Annotated in this window: 15 protein-coding genes; 10 read left to right on the forward strand and 5 right to left on the reverse strand. The window is 30.1% G+C overall.

Features of this window, described 5'->3' with window-relative positions; all coding sequences use genetic code 11:
* Positions 1-2: 2 nt before the first annotated feature.
* From CHB63_RS11370 to CHB63_RS11400, 7 genes are all read left to right on the forward strand, one after another.
* On the forward strand, positions 3-2,006 hold the full coding sequence (locus CHB63_RS11370; RefSeq protein ID WP_089378604.1) for a fumarate reductase/succinate dehydrogenase flavoprotein subunit: 2,004 nt from the start codon (positions 3-5) through the stop codon (positions 2,004-2,006).
* 8 nt (positions 2,007-2,014) lie between these two features.
* A complete protein-coding gene (locus CHB63_RS11375) occupies positions 2,015-2,758 on the forward strand; it encodes a succinate dehydrogenase/fumarate reductase iron-sulfur subunit (RefSeq protein ID WP_089378605.1) in 744 nt (247 codons plus the stop codon).
* A gap of 96 nt (positions 2,759-2,854) precedes the next feature.
* Positions 2,855-3,640, forward strand: a complete 786-nt coding sequence (locus CHB63_RS11380) for a hypothetical protein (protein ID WP_089378606.1) — start codon at positions 2,855-2,857, stop codon at positions 3,638-3,640.
* An 8-nt stretch (positions 3,641-3,648) separates the two neighbouring features.
* On the forward strand, positions 3,649-3,861 hold the full coding sequence (locus CHB63_RS11385) for a hypothetical protein (protein ID WP_089378607.1): 213 nt from the start codon (positions 3,649-3,651) through the stop codon (positions 3,859-3,861).
* A gap of 176 nt (positions 3,862-4,037) precedes the next feature.
* Complete coding sequence (locus CHB63_RS11390) at positions 4,038-4,412, forward strand: hypothetical protein (protein WP_089378608.1); 375 nt, start codon at positions 4,038-4,040, stop codon at positions 4,410-4,412.
* Positions 4,413-4,517: 105 nt separating this feature from the next.
* Positions 4,518-5,675, forward strand: a complete 1,158-nt coding sequence (locus CHB63_RS11395; protein WP_089378609.1) for a methionine aminotransferase — start codon at positions 4,518-4,520, stop codon at positions 5,673-5,675.
* Positions 5,663-6,439: an amidohydrolase gene (locus tag CHB63_RS11400; RefSeq protein WP_089378610.1), complete on the forward strand. Its 777-nt coding sequence runs from the start codon at positions 5,663-5,665 to the stop codon at positions 6,437-6,439. Before CHB63_RS11395 ends, CHB63_RS11400 begins: the two co-directional genes overlap by 13 nt.
* Positions 6,440-6,523: 84 nt before the next feature.
* On the opposite strand, the gene CHB63_RS11405 is transcribed toward CHB63_RS11400, so the two are convergent.
* Genes CHB63_RS11405 through CHB63_RS11415 form a run of 3 tightly spaced genes read right to left on the reverse strand, consistent with a single transcriptional unit; the run spans position 6,524 to position 8,752 of the window.
* A complete protein-coding gene (locus CHB63_RS11405) occupies positions 6,524-7,519 on the reverse strand; it encodes an acyl-ACP desaturase (RefSeq protein ID WP_089378611.1) in 996 nt (331 codons plus the stop codon).
* Between the two features lie 24 nt (positions 7,520-7,543).
* Entirely contained in the window at positions 7,544-8,275 is a 732-nt protein-coding gene (locus tag CHB63_RS11410; protein WP_089378612.1) for a lysophospholipid acyltransferase family protein, read from the reverse strand.
* Between the two features lie 42 nt (positions 8,276-8,317).
* Positions 8,318-8,752 carry a hypothetical protein gene (locus tag CHB63_RS11415; protein WP_176420351.1) on the reverse strand — a complete coding sequence of 145 codons (435 nt, stop codon included), beginning with the start codon at positions 8,750-8,752 and terminating at the stop codon, positions 8,318-8,320.
* 441 nt (positions 8,753-9,193) lie between these two features.
* On the opposite strand from CHB63_RS11415, the gene CHB63_RS11420 reads away from it, so the two are divergent.
* The 3 genes from CHB63_RS11420 (at position 9,194) to CHB63_RS11430 (ending at position 14,125) form a co-directional block, all read left to right on the forward strand.
* Positions 9,194-12,079: a TonB-dependent receptor gene (locus CHB63_RS11420; protein ID WP_176420353.1), complete on the forward strand. Its 2,886-nt coding sequence runs from the start codon at positions 9,194-9,196 to the stop codon at positions 12,077-12,079.
* 171 nt (positions 12,080-12,250) lie between these two features.
* A complete protein-coding gene (gene atpD, locus CHB63_RS11425; protein ID WP_089378615.1) occupies positions 12,251-13,759 on the forward strand; it encodes a F0F1 ATP synthase subunit beta in 1,509 nt (502 codons plus the stop codon).
* Between the two features lie 87 nt (positions 13,760-13,846).
* Entirely contained in the window at positions 13,847-14,125 is a 279-nt protein-coding gene (locus tag CHB63_RS11430) for a FoF1 ATP synthase subunit delta/epsilon (protein WP_089378616.1), read from the forward strand.
* Positions 14,126-14,178: 53 nt separating this feature from the next.
* Here the strand turns inward: CHB63_RS11430 and CHB63_RS11435 are convergent, their stop codons facing one another.
* Both CHB63_RS11435 and CHB63_RS11440 read right to left on the reverse strand, forming a co-directional pair.
* A complete protein-coding gene (locus CHB63_RS11435) occupies positions 14,179-14,766 on the reverse strand; it encodes a hypothetical protein (RefSeq protein ID WP_089378617.1) in 588 nt (195 codons plus the stop codon).
* Between the two features lie 59 nt (positions 14,767-14,825).
* Positions 14,826-18,215 (reverse strand): hypothetical protein, encoded by a 3,390-nt coding sequence (locus CHB63_RS11440; protein WP_089378618.1) that lies wholly within the window; start codon positions 18,213-18,215, stop codon positions 14,826-14,828.
* Between the last annotated feature and the right edge of the window lie 10 nt (positions 18,216-18,225).

The raw sequence follows: 18,225 nt of genomic DNA on the forward strand, positions 1-18,225 counted from the left end.
ATATGACTACTTTAAATTCAAAAGTACCTCAAGGTCCAATTAAAGATAAATGGACAGTTTATAAAGAAAACGTAGATCTTGTAAATCCAGCGAACAAACGTAATATTGATATTATTGTTGTAGGAACTGGTTTAGCAGGAGGTTCTGCAGCGGCATCGTTAGCAGAATTAGGATATAACGTAAAAGCATTTGCTTATCAAGATTCTCCACGTAGAGCGCATTCAATTGCAGCACAAGGAGGGATTAACGCATCAAAAAATTATCAAAACGATGGTGATTCTAACTATCGTTTATTTTACGATACAGTAAAAGGTGGAGATTACCGTTCACGTGAAGCAAACGTATTCCGTTTAGCTGAGGTGTCTGGAGCTATTATTGATCAATGTGTGGCGCAAGGGGTTCCTTTTGCACGTGATTATGGTGGATTATTGGATAACCGTTCGTTTGGCGGTGTTTTAGTATCTCGTACTTTTTACGCGAAAGGACAAACAGGACAACAATTATTATTAGGATGTTATTCTGCAATGAACCGTCAAATTGCTCGTGGAAAGATTGAAATGTTCAATCGTCACGAAATGTTAGACGTTGTAAAAATTGATGGTAAAGCAAGAGGTATTATTGCACGTGATTTAATTACTGGTGAAATTGAGCGCCATTCAGCGCATGCAGTAGTTATTGCAACTGGTGGTTACGGAAATGTATATTTCTTATCTACAAACGCAATGGGATCTAATGCAACTGCAGCCTGGAAAATTCATAAAAAAGGAGCATTCTTTGCTAATCCTTGTATGACACAAATTCACCCAACGTGTATTCCACGTTCAGGAGATTACCAATCTAAATTAACGTTAATGTCTGAATCATTACGTAATGATGGTAGAATTTGGGTACCTGCAAAAATGGAAGATGCTAAGGCAATTCAAGAAGGTAAATTAAAGCCAACTGAAATTGCTGAAGAAAATAGAGATTACTATTTAGAAAGAAGATACCCTGCTTATGGTAACTTAGTACCACGTGATGTTGCATCAAGAGCTGCAAAAGAACGTTGTGATGCTGGTTTTGGTGTAAACGCAACAGGTGAAGCTGTATATTTAGATTTTGCTTCTGCAATAAACCGTTATGGTTCAGAGCAAGCAAAAATTAAAGGAATTGATAATGCTTCTAAAGAAGTTATTACTGAATTAGGTGAAGCTGTTATTGAAGCTAAATACGGAAACTTATTCCAAATGTATGAGAAAATCATCGCTGAGAATCCATACAAAACACCTATGATGATTTATCCTGCAACGCACTACACAATGGGTGGTGTTTGGGTTGATTATAACTTAATGACAACTGTTGATGGTTTATATTGTATTGGTGAAGCTAACTTCTCTGATCACGGTGCGAACCGTTTAGGAGCTTCTGCATTAATGCAAGGTTTGGCTGATGGTTATTTTGTATTGCCGTATACTATTGGAGCTTATTTATCTCATGATATTAGAACAGGTAAAATTCCAACAGACACTAAAGAGTTTGATGAAGCTGAAAAAGAAATTAAAGAAAAATTAGAATTCTTTATCAATAATAAAGGAACACATTCTGTAGATTATTTCCATAAAAAGCTAGGTTTAGTTATGTGGAATAAAGTAGGAATGGCTCGTAATGAGAAGCACTTAAAAGAAGCTATCAAAGAAATTCAAGATATTCGTGAAGATTTCTGGAAAAACGTAAAAGTTCCTGGGGATTTAAATGAAATGAATGTTGAATTAGAAAAAGCTGGAAGAGTTGCTGATTTCTTAGAGTTAGGTGAATTGTTTGCAAAAGATGCTTTAAACAGAAACGAATCTTGTGGAGGTCATTTCCGTGAAGAGTATGTTACTGAAGATGGAGAAGCATTGCGTGATGATAAAAATTACGCGTATGTAGCAGCTTGGGAATACACTGGTAAACCAAGTGAAGCAATTTTACATAAAGAAGAATTAGAATTTAAAGATATCGAATTAAAAACTCGTTCATACAAATAAGAAAGATTATGAATTTAACGTTAAAAATTTGGAGACAAAAAGGGCCACAAGATAAAGGTCAAATGGTCGAATATAAAGTAACTGATATTTCAGAGCACATGTCTTTCTTAGAAATGATGGACATATTAAACGAAAGTTTAGTTGCTAACAATGAAGTGCCAATTGCTTTTGATCACGATTGTAGAGAAGGTATTTGTGGTATGTGTTCATTACATATTAATGGTGAACCTCACGGACCAGATAGAGGTATTACTACTTGTCAGTTGCATATGCGTACTTTTAAAGATGGTGATACTATTTATATTGAACCATGGAGAGCTAAAGCATTTCCTGTAATTAAGGATTTAATTGTGGATAGAATGGCTTTTGAGCGTATTCAACAAGCAGGTGGTTACATTTCTGTAAACACTTCAGGTAATACACAAGATGCAAATGCAATTCCTATTTCAAAATTGAATGCAGATTTATCGATGGATGCTGCTGCTTGTATTGGTTGTGGAGCTTGTGTTGCTAGTTGTAAAAACTCTTCAGCAATGTTATTTGTTTCTGCAAAAGTATCTCAGTTTGCGTTATTACCACAAGGTAAGGTTGAAGCTGCAGACCGTGTTAGAAATATGGTGAAACAAATGGATGAAGAAGGTTTTGGTAACTGTACAAATACTGGAGCTTGTGAAGTAGAATGTCCTAAAGGAATTTCATTAGAAAACATTGCACGTATGAATCGTGAATATTTAAAGGCTAGTATTATTTAGACTTAATATAAATTCAATAAAAAAGCCTATTTCAAATAAGAAATAGGCTTTTTTATTGGTATAGAATTGATAATTTTATAAAAAATTTAAAAAGCTATGAAAAATTATTATTTAAGAATTCCTATTTTATTTATTGTTAGTATTTTATTCTCTTGTTCTGATAATGAAGGAACAGAAAGTACCGAAAACAAAAAGGAGTATTTAATTACTCAAGTATCATCTATAGATCATACCCAAATCGATTTTGATGGTGTTGACAATACTTGGGATTATGAATATGATGAAAATCAAAAACTTATAAGTGTAACTCAATATAATCCTCGAGATACTTATTATAAAATTGAAAACAGGTTAATTTATGATTCAAATGGAATGCTTGAAAGAATTAAAGTAGTTAAAAATACTGCACAGCATCAAGATGAGTATTTAATAACTCACGAAGAAGGAAAGGTTTCACTATATAATTTTGGCGCTGATATTAAAAACTATTATTATGATTTGGATGGTTTCATCACTAAAACTGAAGATGTTTTTATAGGATTTAATACAAATTTCAGTAATTATTTACTTAATAATGAGGATCAATTGGCTAAAGTTGAAAGTGGTGTAGATGGAGAAGTAATGTATACTAGGCTATTTATGGATTTTGATAAGAGTAAGCCTTTTCAATTTCATTATGTATTTCCAACTGAAGATTTTATAATAATGTACGCTTTTAATTTAAAATTTAATGGTCTTGGAAAACCATCAACTTGGGATTATGGTTATTTTGAATATGACGTTGATAACAATGGTAATGTTAGTGAATTGAAAACCTTCAGTGATGTTGACAATATTACAGAATATGATGGAGGTTATAGATTTAAATATGTAGAAAAATAATATAGACTATGAAAAGATTAAAATTTTGTTTTAGTTTATTCTTAATATTGCTATTTTTTTCATGCTCAAAAAATAATGAGGATTTAATACAAACTAAATATTTAATTGCTGAAATTAATCATCACGACGGAGTTACAGATGATATCACTTATGTTAGTGAAATTGAATATGATTCAGAGGATAGATTGTTTTTAATTAAAAGTTTACAAAATATAATGTAAGTGATATTAGTAGGACATTATTTAAATATAATGATTTAAATGAGCTAACTTCAATTAGAAATGAAGGGGCGGATGGTTCATTTCATGAGTTAGAAGTTACTAAAGAAAACGGAAAGATAACAGTAAAAGGATGGGACCAACCTTATCAAATTGTTTTTTACTATAATAACGATAATATGATAACTTTAAAAGAAGTTTGGTATAGTATTTCAAATCCAAATACTTTTAATTTCACCTACAATAATGAAAATCAGTTGGTTGAAATCTATGAGAAGATTGGTAGTATCACCCCAAAGACCATTACATTTAATAAGTATACTATATCTAATCATTTTCCTTTTCCAGTTTATGTAAATACTTTTGGGGATCTTGATCTTATACTATCACACGCTTTTAATATTAAATTTGGTAATAATGGCGTTCCAACAACTTCATTTGGTAATTCTGATTTTGAAAATTTTGAATATAATTTTGATAATAACAAAAATATAGTGAGAATGAAATTAAATACTAATAATGTATTCTCTTTTAAATATAAAAGAGCTAATTAGTATCAATATTATTATAAACAAAAAACCTGTTTCAGAAATGAAACAGGTTTTTTTATTTTATGAAGTTAAGTTTTAGTAAATTTAAAACCTAATTTCAAAATAGAGATGCCTACATATCGGTCTAAAATCCAATCAAAATTACCAGCAGTTCCAACTTCCATATTTTCTATTATGAGTACTTTAGCGAACGAGCAAAAAGCGATTAACTTATCACAAGGTTTTCCTGATTTTGATAGTGATAAAAAGCTAATTCAATTAGTGAATAAAGCAATGTTAACTGGAAAAAATCAATATGCACCAATGCCTGGAATTTTTAGTTTGCGAAGAGAGATTTCAAAAAAAATGGAAAATTTATATGGTGTTTCTTATAATCCGGAATCTGAAATTACTATTACTGCTGGTGCGACTCAGGCAATTTTTACTGCAATAGCTGCCACTATTAAAAAAGATGATGAAGTTCTAATTTTTAAGCCAGCTTATGATTGTTATGAACCAACAATTGAACTTTTTGGAGGGAAAGCAATTGCAGTTCAATTAAATCCAGAAGATTTTAATATTGATTGGGAGTTGGTTAGAAGCTTGATTTCTAGCAAGACTAGAATGATTATAATTAACACACCTCATAATCCTTCAGGGAAAATATTATCGGCAATAGATATGCTGCAATTAGAAAATATATTAAAGGACACCAATATTTTATTGTTAAGCGATGAGGTTTATGAACATATTATTTTTGATGGAGAAATACACCAAACTGCAGCTTTATTTCCTGCATTAGCAGAGAGAGCTTTTATTACGGCTTCATTTGGAAAAACATTTCATAATACAGGTTGGAAAGTAGGGTATTGTTTAGCACCCAAAAATTTAATGGCTGAATTTAGAAAAGTGCATCAATTTAATGTGTTTAGTGTAAATCATCCAACACAAGTTGCTTTGGCAGAATATTTAAAAACGCCAAATAATTATTTAGAATTGGGTGCATTTTATCAACAAAAAAGAGATTTGTTTTTAAGTTTAATAAAAGATTCACGTTTTGAATTTACTCCTTCTAAAGGAACTTATTTTCAGTTGTTAAACTTTAAAAATATTACAGATGAAAATGACTTTGATTTTGCAATTAGATTAACAAAAGAGAACAAAATAGCTGCAATACCAATATCTGTGTTTAATGAAAATAAATTAGATACTAAAGTTTTGCGTTTTTGTTTTGCAAAAAAAGATGAAACCATTAACAAAGCAGCAGAAATATTATGCAACATTTAAAAATAGCTCTAATTCAAGCGGATTTAATTTGGCAAAATGCTGAACAAAATCGGATCAATTTTTCAAAAAAAATTAATGCAATATCTGAACCAGTTGATTTAATTGTTTTACCAGAAATGTTTACCACTGGATTTAGTATGCAGCCTCAAAAGATTGCTGAATATATGATTGGTGATACAGTTGAGTGGATGCAAAAAATAGCTTCAAAAAAAAATACTGCAATTGCTGGAAGTGTAATTATTTCAGAAAATAATAAGTATTACAATCGGTTTTTATTTATTCATCCGTGTGGAAAAATTGAATATTATAACAAGCGGCATTTATTTACGTTGGCAGGAGAACATACGGTATATACGCAAGGAGAAGTGAAAAAGATAATTGAATATAAAGGATGGAAAATATGTCCGTTAGTTTGCTACGATTTACGTTTTCCTGTTTGGGCACGAAATGTTGAAGAGTACGATTTACTAATGTATGTTGCCAATTGGCCAAAACCAAGAATCTCAGCTTGGGACACTTTATTAAAAGCACGTTCAATAGAAAATATGTGCTATACAATTGGTGTGAATAGAGTAGGGAAAGATGAAAATAATTTAGAATATCCTGGGCATTGTGCTATTTATAATTGTTTAGGTGAAGAAGTAGTAAAAGCTATACCAAATAAGGAAGAGACTATAATTGCTATTTTAGAAAAGAATCATATTTCTGAAACAAGAAATAAATTAAACTTTTTAAGCGATAAAGATACTTTTAAAATAAAATGACAATAAATTTATAATAGAAAGTCAAATTAAGCTTGTCGAAATATTTGAAACTTCCACAAGCTCAGTTTGACAATCATTAAACTTTTAAGTTAATGGATTTAACCATTTAAAATTATATTTAGTATCAGGAATTACAATTCGCTCTGTAATACGATACATTCTTTCAGGTAATTTCATTAAATAATCTCTGGCTTTTTCTGCTTCAGCAGTTAAACCAGTAATTTTATCAATTTCCCAGGCAGCATTTAATTTTTTAATTATATCAACATAGTCAAAACCAGTATAAACACCAGCACGTTGTGCAACTGCTGAAAACTGATCGAACAGTGTTCCTTTTTCTTCATGTGAATGTCTTAAATACAATGCAGGCATTACAATTTTGTGTTTCATCATATGTTGAAAAGCCAACATCATTTCACTTGGATCGTGTTGAAAAATTTGACGAACAAATTCGGTATATGCTAAATGGTGACGCATTTCATCACCAGCAATAATTTTAGACATTTTAGCTAATAATTTATGTCCGTTTTTACGTGCAATTTTTGCAACATTATTATGGGAAACATAAGTAGCTAATTCTTGAAAACTGGTGTAAACAAAGTTTTTATAAGGATCACGAGCAGTACCAATATCAAACCCATCACTTATTAAATGTTGTGTTGTTATTTCAACTTCACGCATATTAACTCTGCCAGAAAGATACATGTATTTGTTTAACACATCACCATGTCTATTTTCTTCTCCAGTCCAAGATCTAATCCATTTTGCCCAGCCATTGTCTCCACCGTCTTTGGAATGTTGTGAAATTCCTTCAACGTCTAATAACCAGGATTCGTAAGTTGGTAGCGCTTCTTCAGTAATGGTATCTCCAACTAATACTGTCCAAAAATCATCATCTAATTCTTTAGATAATTCTCTAATTTCTTTCACCTCTTCAATAAATGAATCACTTTGAGAATTTGGAAGAAAATCGGTAGGTTGCCAAATTTTTTCAGGAGTTATTAAGAATTTTTCTACAAAAGTATCAATATTCTTTTCTAAGGTTAGCATCACTTCTAACCGGATATTGTGTAACGACATTTAATTTTTTTTAGTAGTAAGTCGCTAAACTACGGCATTTTTTATGGTATTTTCAACTTTTTCAAAAAGTTTAACAAATTCCATGGAGTCTGCTTTAATAGGTTTGTGAAGTTTAAAAGTGACTTTTACACCTATTTCTAAAGGGAACATTCCAAATTTATTAAGTTTCCAACAATTATTTATTGTTACAGGAATTACATATGCAGATGGTGCAAATTTGGTAAGCATTTTTAATCCATTTTCAGAAAACCTTTTTGGATTCCCGTCTTTGCTTCTTGTTCCTTCAGGATAAATTACAGCAGCGTAGTTGTTTTTTTCTATGTATTTTCCAAAATCTCTAATTGCAGCTAAAGATTGACGAGGATCTTTTCTGTCTATCAATACAGAACCACCATGTGTTAAATTGTAAGAAACAGCTGGAATTCCTTTTCCCAACTCAATTTTAGATATAAATTTTGGATGCTGTTTCTTTAAATAACAAGCAATAGGACATATATCATGCATACTTTGATGATTAGAAACAATAATTAAGGGCACACCCTTTGGAATGGGATGTTCATTAATAAATTTTATGCTGGTTCCTAAAATATAAAGAAGATAAGTAAGCGTGCAATTCATTAAATCTACAGCTAATTTATGACCTTTATATTTTCCAAGGTTAAAACCAAGCCATTGTAGTCCATGAAAAATGAGTAATAAAATTCCATAAAAAAGGTAGAAAATGGAAGACAATATATATGATAATACTTTTTTCATAAAAAAATCCCAAGCGTTTTAACTTAGGATAGATTATTAAAATTAATTAGAAAACCATAAATTCCAAGGAATCATGCCAAGGATTATTATTAGCGCAATTGTATAAAAAATACTAATTGTTTTAAATTTCGCTAAATCTGTAGTTTTCTTTTTGTGTTTTGAGAATCCAATTGTTATTAATATAATTGAAATGATCATCATTAATGGGTGTTCAACTAATAATTTTCTTAGTTCACTGTTTTTCATAACCTCACCCATTCCAATGCCACGCATAGTTTCATAAAATGAAGACATGTAATAGGATATAAAACCTATAATTAATTGAATATGAGAAGCAATTAATGCAAATAAAGAAATTCGTACATCTTTTGCTTCAAATTTTTTCTTTGAAGTTAAACCTAAAATTGCGTTTACAACGGCAAGAATTAATACAATTAATACTAGGTAGGCCCAATAAGAATGAATCATTTTGATCATAATAGTTAGTTTTTAGTTGGCTGCAAAAATAGGAAATTTAAAATTAGATTATAAATAGAATATTAAATTTATTGAAATTCTAATAAGTTAATGCCCGTAATTTTTTATTCTTATTAATAACCATTTAAACAGTTATTAATAAGAATAAAAATTTAAAAAGCATTTTTAGCGTTAATATTTTATTAGAATACAATTTAATATTCTTGTTAAATTAATAATCTGACAATCAATAGTATGAGTAATTATTTGATTCTTTAAATCGAAATTTGGAGCTATTTAATGAAATAGTATTAGAATTATTATTTTTAATGATAAATATCATATTCACAATTATTTATGGCAATAAATTGATAATATGTTTTTTTTTATTGCCTGTTTTACAAATAATTAGAAAAAAATTGTATTTTGCGACCATGTTAATCAATATTATATAAAGAAATTATGAAGAAATTATTAAGTTTTTTTGTTGCTCTTTTTATTGGATCTGTGATGATTGCTCAAACATCAGTTTCAGGTACTGTAAAAGAGGCTAAAACTGGTCAACCTATTCCAGGCGCCAATATTAAAGTTGTAGGAAAATCTATTGGAACTACAACTGATTTTGATGGGAACTTTTCATTGAAAATTGCCCAAAACCCGCCTTTCTCAATTGAGGTTTCATTAATTGGTTATTCTTCAGCAGAAGTTGAAATTACACAAAATAATCAAGAATTAAATATTGCCTTAGATGAGTCTGCTACGGCGTTAGATGAAATTGTTGTTTCAGCATCTAGAACTCCTGAACGTATTTTGGAGTCGCCAGTTACTATTGAAAGGATGGATATAAGAGCAATTAAAAACACCTCTTCGCCTACTTTTTATGACGGTTTAGAAAATTTAAAAGGGGTAGATGTTAATACAAATAGTTTAACCTTTAAATCTATCAATACAAGAGGTTTTGCGACGTTCGCAAATACTCGTTTTATGCAATTGGTTGATGGTATGGATAATTCTTCACCAGCTCTTAATTTTAATTTAGGGAACCTTTTAGGAATGTCTGAATTAGATGTAAATACGGTAGAATTACTTCCAGGAGCGTCTTCTGCATTATATGGTGCAAATGCTTTTAACGGAATTTTATTTATGACAAGTAGAAATCCTTTTGATTCTGAAGGGGTAAGTGTTTATGGTAAAACTGGAATAACTTCATCTGAAGATGCTGGAGATAATAATTTTGTAGATGCCGGAATTAGACTTGCCCATAAATTTAGTGATAAGTTTGCAGCGAAAGCTTCTTTTTCTTTCTTAAAAGGAACTGAATGGTATGCAACAGATTATAAAGATTATGATCATCTTAATAGTGCACCAGGAGAATCTACCACTATAATATCTGAAACAGGACAAACCGCATTTGATAGATTAAATGTATATGGGGATGAAGTTGCAATTCCATTAGATTTTAGGGGTATTGCTATTGCAAATGGAATACCAGCTCAAGTTGCAGATGCTCTAGGACTTAAAACTGAAACGGTTTCTCGTACAGGTTATAAAGAAAGAGATTTAACTGACTATCAAGCCGAAAGCGCTAAAGTAGATATAGCTTTCCATTATAAGCCTTTTGAAGATGATTTAGAAATTATTTACAATGCCAAATTTGGACAAGGAAATACTATTTACCAAGGAGCAAATAGATATAATATTAAAAACTTTTTTATGCAACAACACAAAATTGAAGTTAGAAATGACGACTTTTTTGTTAGAGCTTATATGACAGACGAAGATGCTGGAGATTCTTATGATATGCGTTTTGCAGGTATTAATATGAATAAAGCATCTGCTACAGAATGGTTTGGCGTTTATGTTCCAACTTATTTAGGTGCGATTACTGGACAAATTCCTGGCGTTACAGGAGGAGATAGTTCGGTTGCACATGCAGTTGCTAGACAAAATTCTGATGCAACTGTTACATTACAACCAGGTACTCCAGAATTTAAAGCAGCATTAAATGCTGTTGCTTCAGATCCGGATTTAGAAACAGGTGCTAAATTTCAGGATAATACAAGAATATATCATGCAGATGCTAATTATAACTTTCATAAGTTAGTTGATTTTGCAGATATTCAAGTAGGTGGTTCTTATAGAATATATTCTTTAAACTCTAGTGGAACCATTTTTACAGATTATGACGGTGCAATTGATTATAATGAATATGGTATGTATACACAAATTCAAAAGAAATATTTAGATGACAGATTAAAATTTACAGGTTCTATTCGTTATGACAAAGCTAAAAACTTTGATGGAAATGTATCACCTAGAATTTCATTATCTTATTCATTGGGAGAAGGAAAAACTAGAAACTTAAGAGCGTCTTTCCAAACAGGATTTAGAAACCCAACAACACAAGACCAGTATATCGGTTTAGATGCCTCACAAGCTATTTTAGTCGGTTCTGCACCAGACAACTTGGATAGATATACTTCTAATCCAAAACCTAATAGCGGAACAGCACAACAATTAGGGTTTCCTGATACAGTACAATTAAGCGGTAGGTCTGCGTATGAAAATGCTTTTACATTAGCATCTCTTCGTGCATTTGGCGCAAGTGCTGAAGATGGTACTATAAACCCAGAATTATTAAAAGCTGGTAATTTTGATTATGTAAAACCTGAAAAAGTTACTGCTTATGAAATTGGATACAGAGCAGGATTTGGTAGACTTTCTTTAGATGCAAGTGCTTACTATAACAAATACGAAGATTTTATTGGAAATAAAACAGTTGTGGTACCACATTATGGGAAAGTTGATTTTTCTGACATTGTTCCACTACCGGCACAATTGGGAGGTCCAACTCCAGCAGCATTAATTGCAATTGGTAATGGTGATTGGCAACCATTTCAAGTGTATACAAATTCAACTGCTGATATTACCTCTTATGGAGGTAGTATTGGGGTTTCAACCAAAGTTGCTGGAAATTATAGTTTAGGTTTAAGTTATACATATGCTAAATTTGATTTTGATCAGGCAAGTGATCCAGATTATGAAGCAGGGTTTAATACACCAGAAAATAAAGTGAAATTTTCTATTGGAAATACTGACCTAATAGAAAATTTAGGATTTAATGTGAATGTTCGTTGGAGTGATGAATACTTCTGGCAATCTTCATTTGTAGATGCTGTAATAGATGCAAGAACTGTAGTTGATGCTCAAATTAATTATACGGTTCCTAAATGGAAGTCTACTTTTAAAATAGGTGGAGCCAACTTAGGAGGTCAAGAATATTTAAGTGCACCAGGTAATGGTAAAATAGGATCACAATATTTTGCTTCTTGGACAATTAATCCATAATTTAAGTTAAAAATAGATTATAAAACAAACGCCCTAAATTTTTAGGGCGTTTGTTTTTTTTAAAAAACTCTAATTATTTTTTTTAAAATAAAATCAAAGAACTATCTTTGCACTTCGAAAAAAGAGGTTAAACTAAAAAGATTAAATATCTAAAATATAAATAGTTAAATAATGGCAAAGGTTACAGGTAAAGTTGCGCAAATTATTGGTCCGGTTATAGACGTTGAGTTTGAATCAGGAGCAGAACTTCCAAGATTATATGATTCATTAGAAATTAAAAAAGCTGATGGTTCTTTATTGGTACTAGAGGTACAATCTCATATTGGGGAAGATACTGTTAGAACAATTTCAATGGATTCAACAGATGGATTAAGTAGAGGGACAGAAGTGTTTGCTACTGGTAATGCAATTCAAATGCCAGTTGGAAAGGATATTTATGGTCGTTTATTTAACGTTATTGGTGATGCAATTGATGGATTAGGCGATTTACCTAAAGAAGGAGAAAATGGTTTGCCAATTCACCGTCAAGCTCCAAAGTTTGAGGATTTATCTACTTCAGCAGAAGTATTATTTACAGGAATTAAAGTAATTGACTTAATTGAGCCTTACGCAAAAGGAGGTAAAATTGGATTATTTGGTGGAGCCGGAGTTGGTAAAACTGTATTAATTCAAGAGTTAATTAATAATATAGCAAAAGGTCACGGTGGTTTATCAGTATTTGCTGGTGTAGGAGAAAGAACTCGTGAAGGAAATGACCTTTTAAGAGAAATGTTAGAATCAGGTATTATTAAATATGGTGATGATTTTATGCATTCTATGGAAGAAGGAGGATGGGATTTATCCAAAGTTGATAAAGAAGGAATGAAAGAATCTAAAGCTACTTTCGTATTTGGGCAAATGAATGAACCACCTGGAGCACGTGCACGTGTTGCTTTATCAGGTTTAACAATTGCTGAATATTTTAGAGATGGAGCTGGTGAAGGACAAGGGAAAGATGTATTATTTTTCGTAGATAATATTTTCCGTTTTACGCAAGCAGGTTCTGAGGTATCGGCTTTATTAGGTCGTATGCCATCAGCGGTAGGTTACCAACCAACGTTGGCAACTGAGATGGGAGCAATGCAAGAACGTATTACCTCAACTAAAAATGGTTCTATTACATCTGTACAAGCGGTTTACGTACCTGCAGATGATTTAACAGATCCAGCGCCGGCAACTACGTTTGCGCATTTAGATGCAACTACAGTATTGTCTCGTAAAATTGCAGAGTTAGGTATTTACCCAGCGGTAGATCCATTAGATTCTACTTCAAGAATTTTAACTGCTGATATTTTAGGTGATGAACATTATAATACTGCTCAAAAAGTAAAAGAATTATTACAACGTTATAAAGAATTACAAGATATTATTGCAATTCTTGGTATGGAAGAATTATCTGAAGAAGATAAATTAATTGTACACAGAGCTCGTAGAGCACAACGTTTCTTATCTCAACCTTTCCACGTAGCTGAACAGTTTACTGGGATTCCAGGAGTATTAGTTGATATTAAAGACACTATTAAAGGATTTAATATGATTATGGATGGTGAGTTAGATAAATATCCGGAGGCTGCATTTAACTTAAGAGGATCAATTCAGGACGCAATTGATGCTGGTGAGAAAATGTTAGCTGAAGCATAAAAAAAGTTTTAAGTTTTTAGTGCTAAATTTTAAGTTGAATTCAACAAAAACTAATAACTAAAAACCAACAACTCAAAACTAAAAAAAATGATTTTAGAAATAGTAACACCAGAAGCGACTTTATTACATACTGATGTTGATTTAATTTCAGTGCCAGGAGTAAATGGTGAGTTTCAAATGCTAAATAATCACGCTCCAATTGTTTCTTTACTTGTTGAAGGGAATGTTAGATTTAAAGGTGCTAATGTTAAAATTGAAGAGGAATTTGAAAATAAATTCACAAATGCCAAAGAAGAATATAGTTTAGCAATTAAAAGTGGAACAGTTGAAATGAAAGAAAATAAGGTTATTATTCTTGCAGACTAATTTTCAAACACATATATAAAAAACGCCAAGCATTTGCTTGGCGTTTTTTTTTGTTAAAATCTTTTTCCTATAAATATACCGCCTCTAAAAAAACCTTCAGGTGAAATATCACTCAAACCAAGGGTTCTTCCACCACCAGCAAATATTTCTAATATAAAGCCATTATTATTCACCCATTTTTTACCTATAGATAAACCAAGTGCAGAATCGAAATACTCATTATTATTATTATTATTATTATTTCTGTAAGAATCATAATATAGATCATTATCTGTTCCAAATGAAAATTTTGAGAATCCTTCTATAAATAGTCCTTTTGCACCATAATCTTGTCGGTTTAAAAAATACATTCTATAAAAAGGTGTGATTGAAAACTTTTCAAAATAAACATCATTTTCTCGAGGATTCAATAATACTGAAACACCATAGCCAGATTGATCATTACCCACAAATTCATAACTAGCTTCAATAATACCTCCAATGGTTAATTTTGCTGCATCAATTTTAATTTCACTTAAGTGAGATGGCCCTCCATATCCTTTTGAGGAATTTCTATAACCTTGAGTAGAAGGTCCTCTATACCCTTGTGAAAAGGCTGATAAACTGAAAAGCAGGGCTATTGTAAATGTAATTTTTTTCATATTCTAAGATTTAATTAAAATGATAATTACAATAACCGAACCAAAATTTTTAAGGAATTTTAAAAAACTGCTTTTAATTGAATTGTACCTGTATGAATTGTAGAAGATGTTTCACTTTTTCTTCCTAAGTAATTTAAGTTTAAATTTAAGTAGGAATTAATTTTTCGGTAAAATAATATACTCCAAGTATAGTTTCTTTCAGGTTGCAAACCTTCTAGCATTTGGTAAGCAATTGGGGAGTTTTTATTGCCTGAAAAATTATTATTGAATAGATTGAAATCGGCTTTTAATAAATTTTTAGGATTGTTGGCATAGTTGATTTCAATTCCAAATTTTTGTGATTCTAAAGTTTCAAAATCACCAATCTGATTTTCTTTCTTTTTTAATTCATAAAACAAAGATAAATAGGTGCTATTGTTGTAATAATAAGAGAATTTAGGCAGTAATGAATTGTTTTGTAACATATAGTTCCTATTGCTATAATTTAATGATGCAATATTGTTTTTCGAATTACTTAAATCGAAATTAAATTGCCAAAAAGTGCCTAATTTATGTTCAAATTGTATTCTATGCATTTTAATTTTATTTTCTAAATCATCAATAGTTGTGGTGTTTTTATTTTGAGATTTTATAAAATTATAAGTTGTTGAAAAATGCTTTTTCCCTTTATTAAAAAAGAAACTGTTGTTTAAATTGAAATTCAATCCTAATAAATTTATGTTGCTAATATCAAAAGGATTTAAGTTAAATGTGTTGTCAATTTTTTTTTGTTTATTATCAATTAAAATATTGGTTTGATTGTAAAAATGCGAAAATAATTTTTTAATTCCTGTTGCAGCATTCCATTGTTGAGGATTAATTGAAAGCGACTGTGTAAATTTATTTTGATGTGTTGCAATATAATTTACAGTTGGTAATATAATTCTTAAATAGGTGGCTTGGTCTGCAAATTGTGCTATTTCAAATTCATTTAATTCCTTAATTCCATTGTTATTATAATCTATCCAAGTATAAAATCCTTGCCCAGGTTCAGTTTTAATATAGGTGAAATCTTGTTGAGGTAAATTTCCAGAAAGTGTTTGATAAACAGTATTAAACGATAAAAACTGATTGAATAATTGTTGTTTATAAACTATTTTAGAATTTAAAGATTCTTCGTTGTTAAAGTTTTTATTAGCAACAGTTCTATAATTGATATAAGCTTTTAAGTTTGATGAATTTGTGTTTATTAAAGTTGATTTTAAATAATAGGTTTGTGATTTGTTAACTTGTTCAAAATTATTGCTTTGAATACTATCTGTTGTTCTAAAGTTAACTCCAAATTGAGTATACACATTGGTTGAATCTCCAACACCAAAAAAGGCTTCATATTCATTAAATTTATGACTTGAATTAATAAGTGAATTTGTTGAAATTTCAGTTCTTTTATTGCTTTCACTATTTAAAATAAAGCCATACCAACTTTTTGAAAGATTGTATTTAGTTTGAATAAAACTCCTTGAAAAAACTCCCTTTTCATATGAAGTTTCGTTATTTAATAAACTACTATTAAAATTTATTGAAATATTTTTATTGTTTAAACTCCCAATTAAATAGTGTTTATTTCCTTTGAAAGAATTGCTAAATTCTAAGTTTTCAAATAAGTAGTTTATCGAACTGTTATTTTTATTTGAAAGTTCTAAAGCAGTACTTATTAATTTTTGATTTCCAGATAAAGTTTCCAGATTCCAATCTCTATTAAATTCTATATTTTGAATACGTTCAACACTTTTAAACTTATCGTTAATAAAATCAAATTTTACAGCACTTTTTAATTGCCATTTTTTTTGAAAAATAATTTGATCCCAGCCTAATTTTGTAGCCAATCCATCATTTTCTGTATCATCAATTGTTGAAAATAAATTTTGATCATTTGTACCAAATGCAGTTTCCGCATTAATAGTAGTTTTTAACGTTGGACTATAAGAAGCTTTAAAAACAGCTATTTGTAGTTTGTTTGGTGCAATTAACTGAATTACAGGATTATAATTCCCTGAATTTTCGCCAACATATTCAAATATTTTACCAAGAGCAATTACATCTTTTAACACATAACTACCTAAATTTCCTCCTATATATGTGAAGGCTACATTGTATAATTCATCAGTTTCATTGGTCGAATATTCAAAAATTTCATCAATCCCAATTAGCGTTTTTTTGTATAAAATTTTGTCTTCTGAATAGGTATCAAGATAGGCAGAAGGAGTAACCATTTTTTTTAGATTGTTTCCAGCATCAGCTAACAACTGTTTTTGTTCAGTAGATAAATCTTGCTCTAAAGGTTGATTTTTAAGATCGTTTTCATTGTAAAAATAGCCGCTAATAGAAAGTTTCTCGCTTTTATAATCAACATTATTATAAGTTATAAAACGCGTATATACTCTGTCGGTATATTGGTATTCTGCAGAAACTCGCATATTCCCAGTAATTGGATATGTAGTTGTAAAGGTTATTTCTGCAGTATTATAATCAATAATATAATCGTTGTCTTCACCACGTTTTAATTGTTGTCCGTTCACATAAATTTGCTCAGTGCCTGATAAAATTAAAATGTATGTATTATTAAGGTCGGATAAGTTGTAAGGACCTTGATTCCCTTCTTGTCCATTAAATTGTACTTTTTTGTATTTCCCTTGTACAATTGCTCCTGAGGTTTGCACATTTATTTCTGAATTTTCATTTTTAATTTTTGCTTTAACTGCTAAGCCAGATACTTTTTTATTAAAATTTAAAAAATAAGTTTCTCTATTATTTAAATAAATATCTCCGGCATTTATACTCCAGTTGTCGCTAAAAAGTTCAATGAAAACTCTGTCAAATTCATTTAATTTATACGTATTTCCATTTTCTTGAACCGGTAAATTTGTATCAATAATAGATGCTTTTAGAGTTACTTTATCAGATAATTTACCAGCTATTTGCAAATCTAAAGTTGAATTAACAACGCCATTTTGATTATTACCAACAGTTAGTCCTCTAGTGATATTTCCAACAGTATTTAACCCGTCAAATGGTTTATAAGGTAATTTTTGTATGTTGGTGGTTAAACTATAAAGTTGCGATAAATTTGAAGAATTTGGTACAATTAATTTTTCATCGAACTTAAAATATTTTTTAGTTAAAAAATCTGGGTATTTCGTATATTTAACAATAACTTCATTAAATTTTGTATCATTTTTGCGATTGAAAATTAAAAGAGCTTTAGAAAAGTCAACTATATAATTTGAGGTGTCAATTTTAATTGAATCGTTAGTAAAAACTTTGAAATTGAAAGGGGCAATACTAACGGAATCTATTCTAATAGTATCATTTTTAACTAAAAAGGATTTTTTATGAATGTTTTTGGACTGAATTTGAGCATTGGAAATAACGCTAACCAAAAGAAACAATAAGAGTAATCCTTTTTTCATTTTTTAAACT

The sequence above is a fragment of the Lutibacter flavus genome, from assembly GCF_900188355.1.
Classification (GTDB): Bacteria; Bacteroidota; Bacteroidia; order Flavobacteriales; family Flavobacteriaceae; genus Lutibacter; species Lutibacter flavus.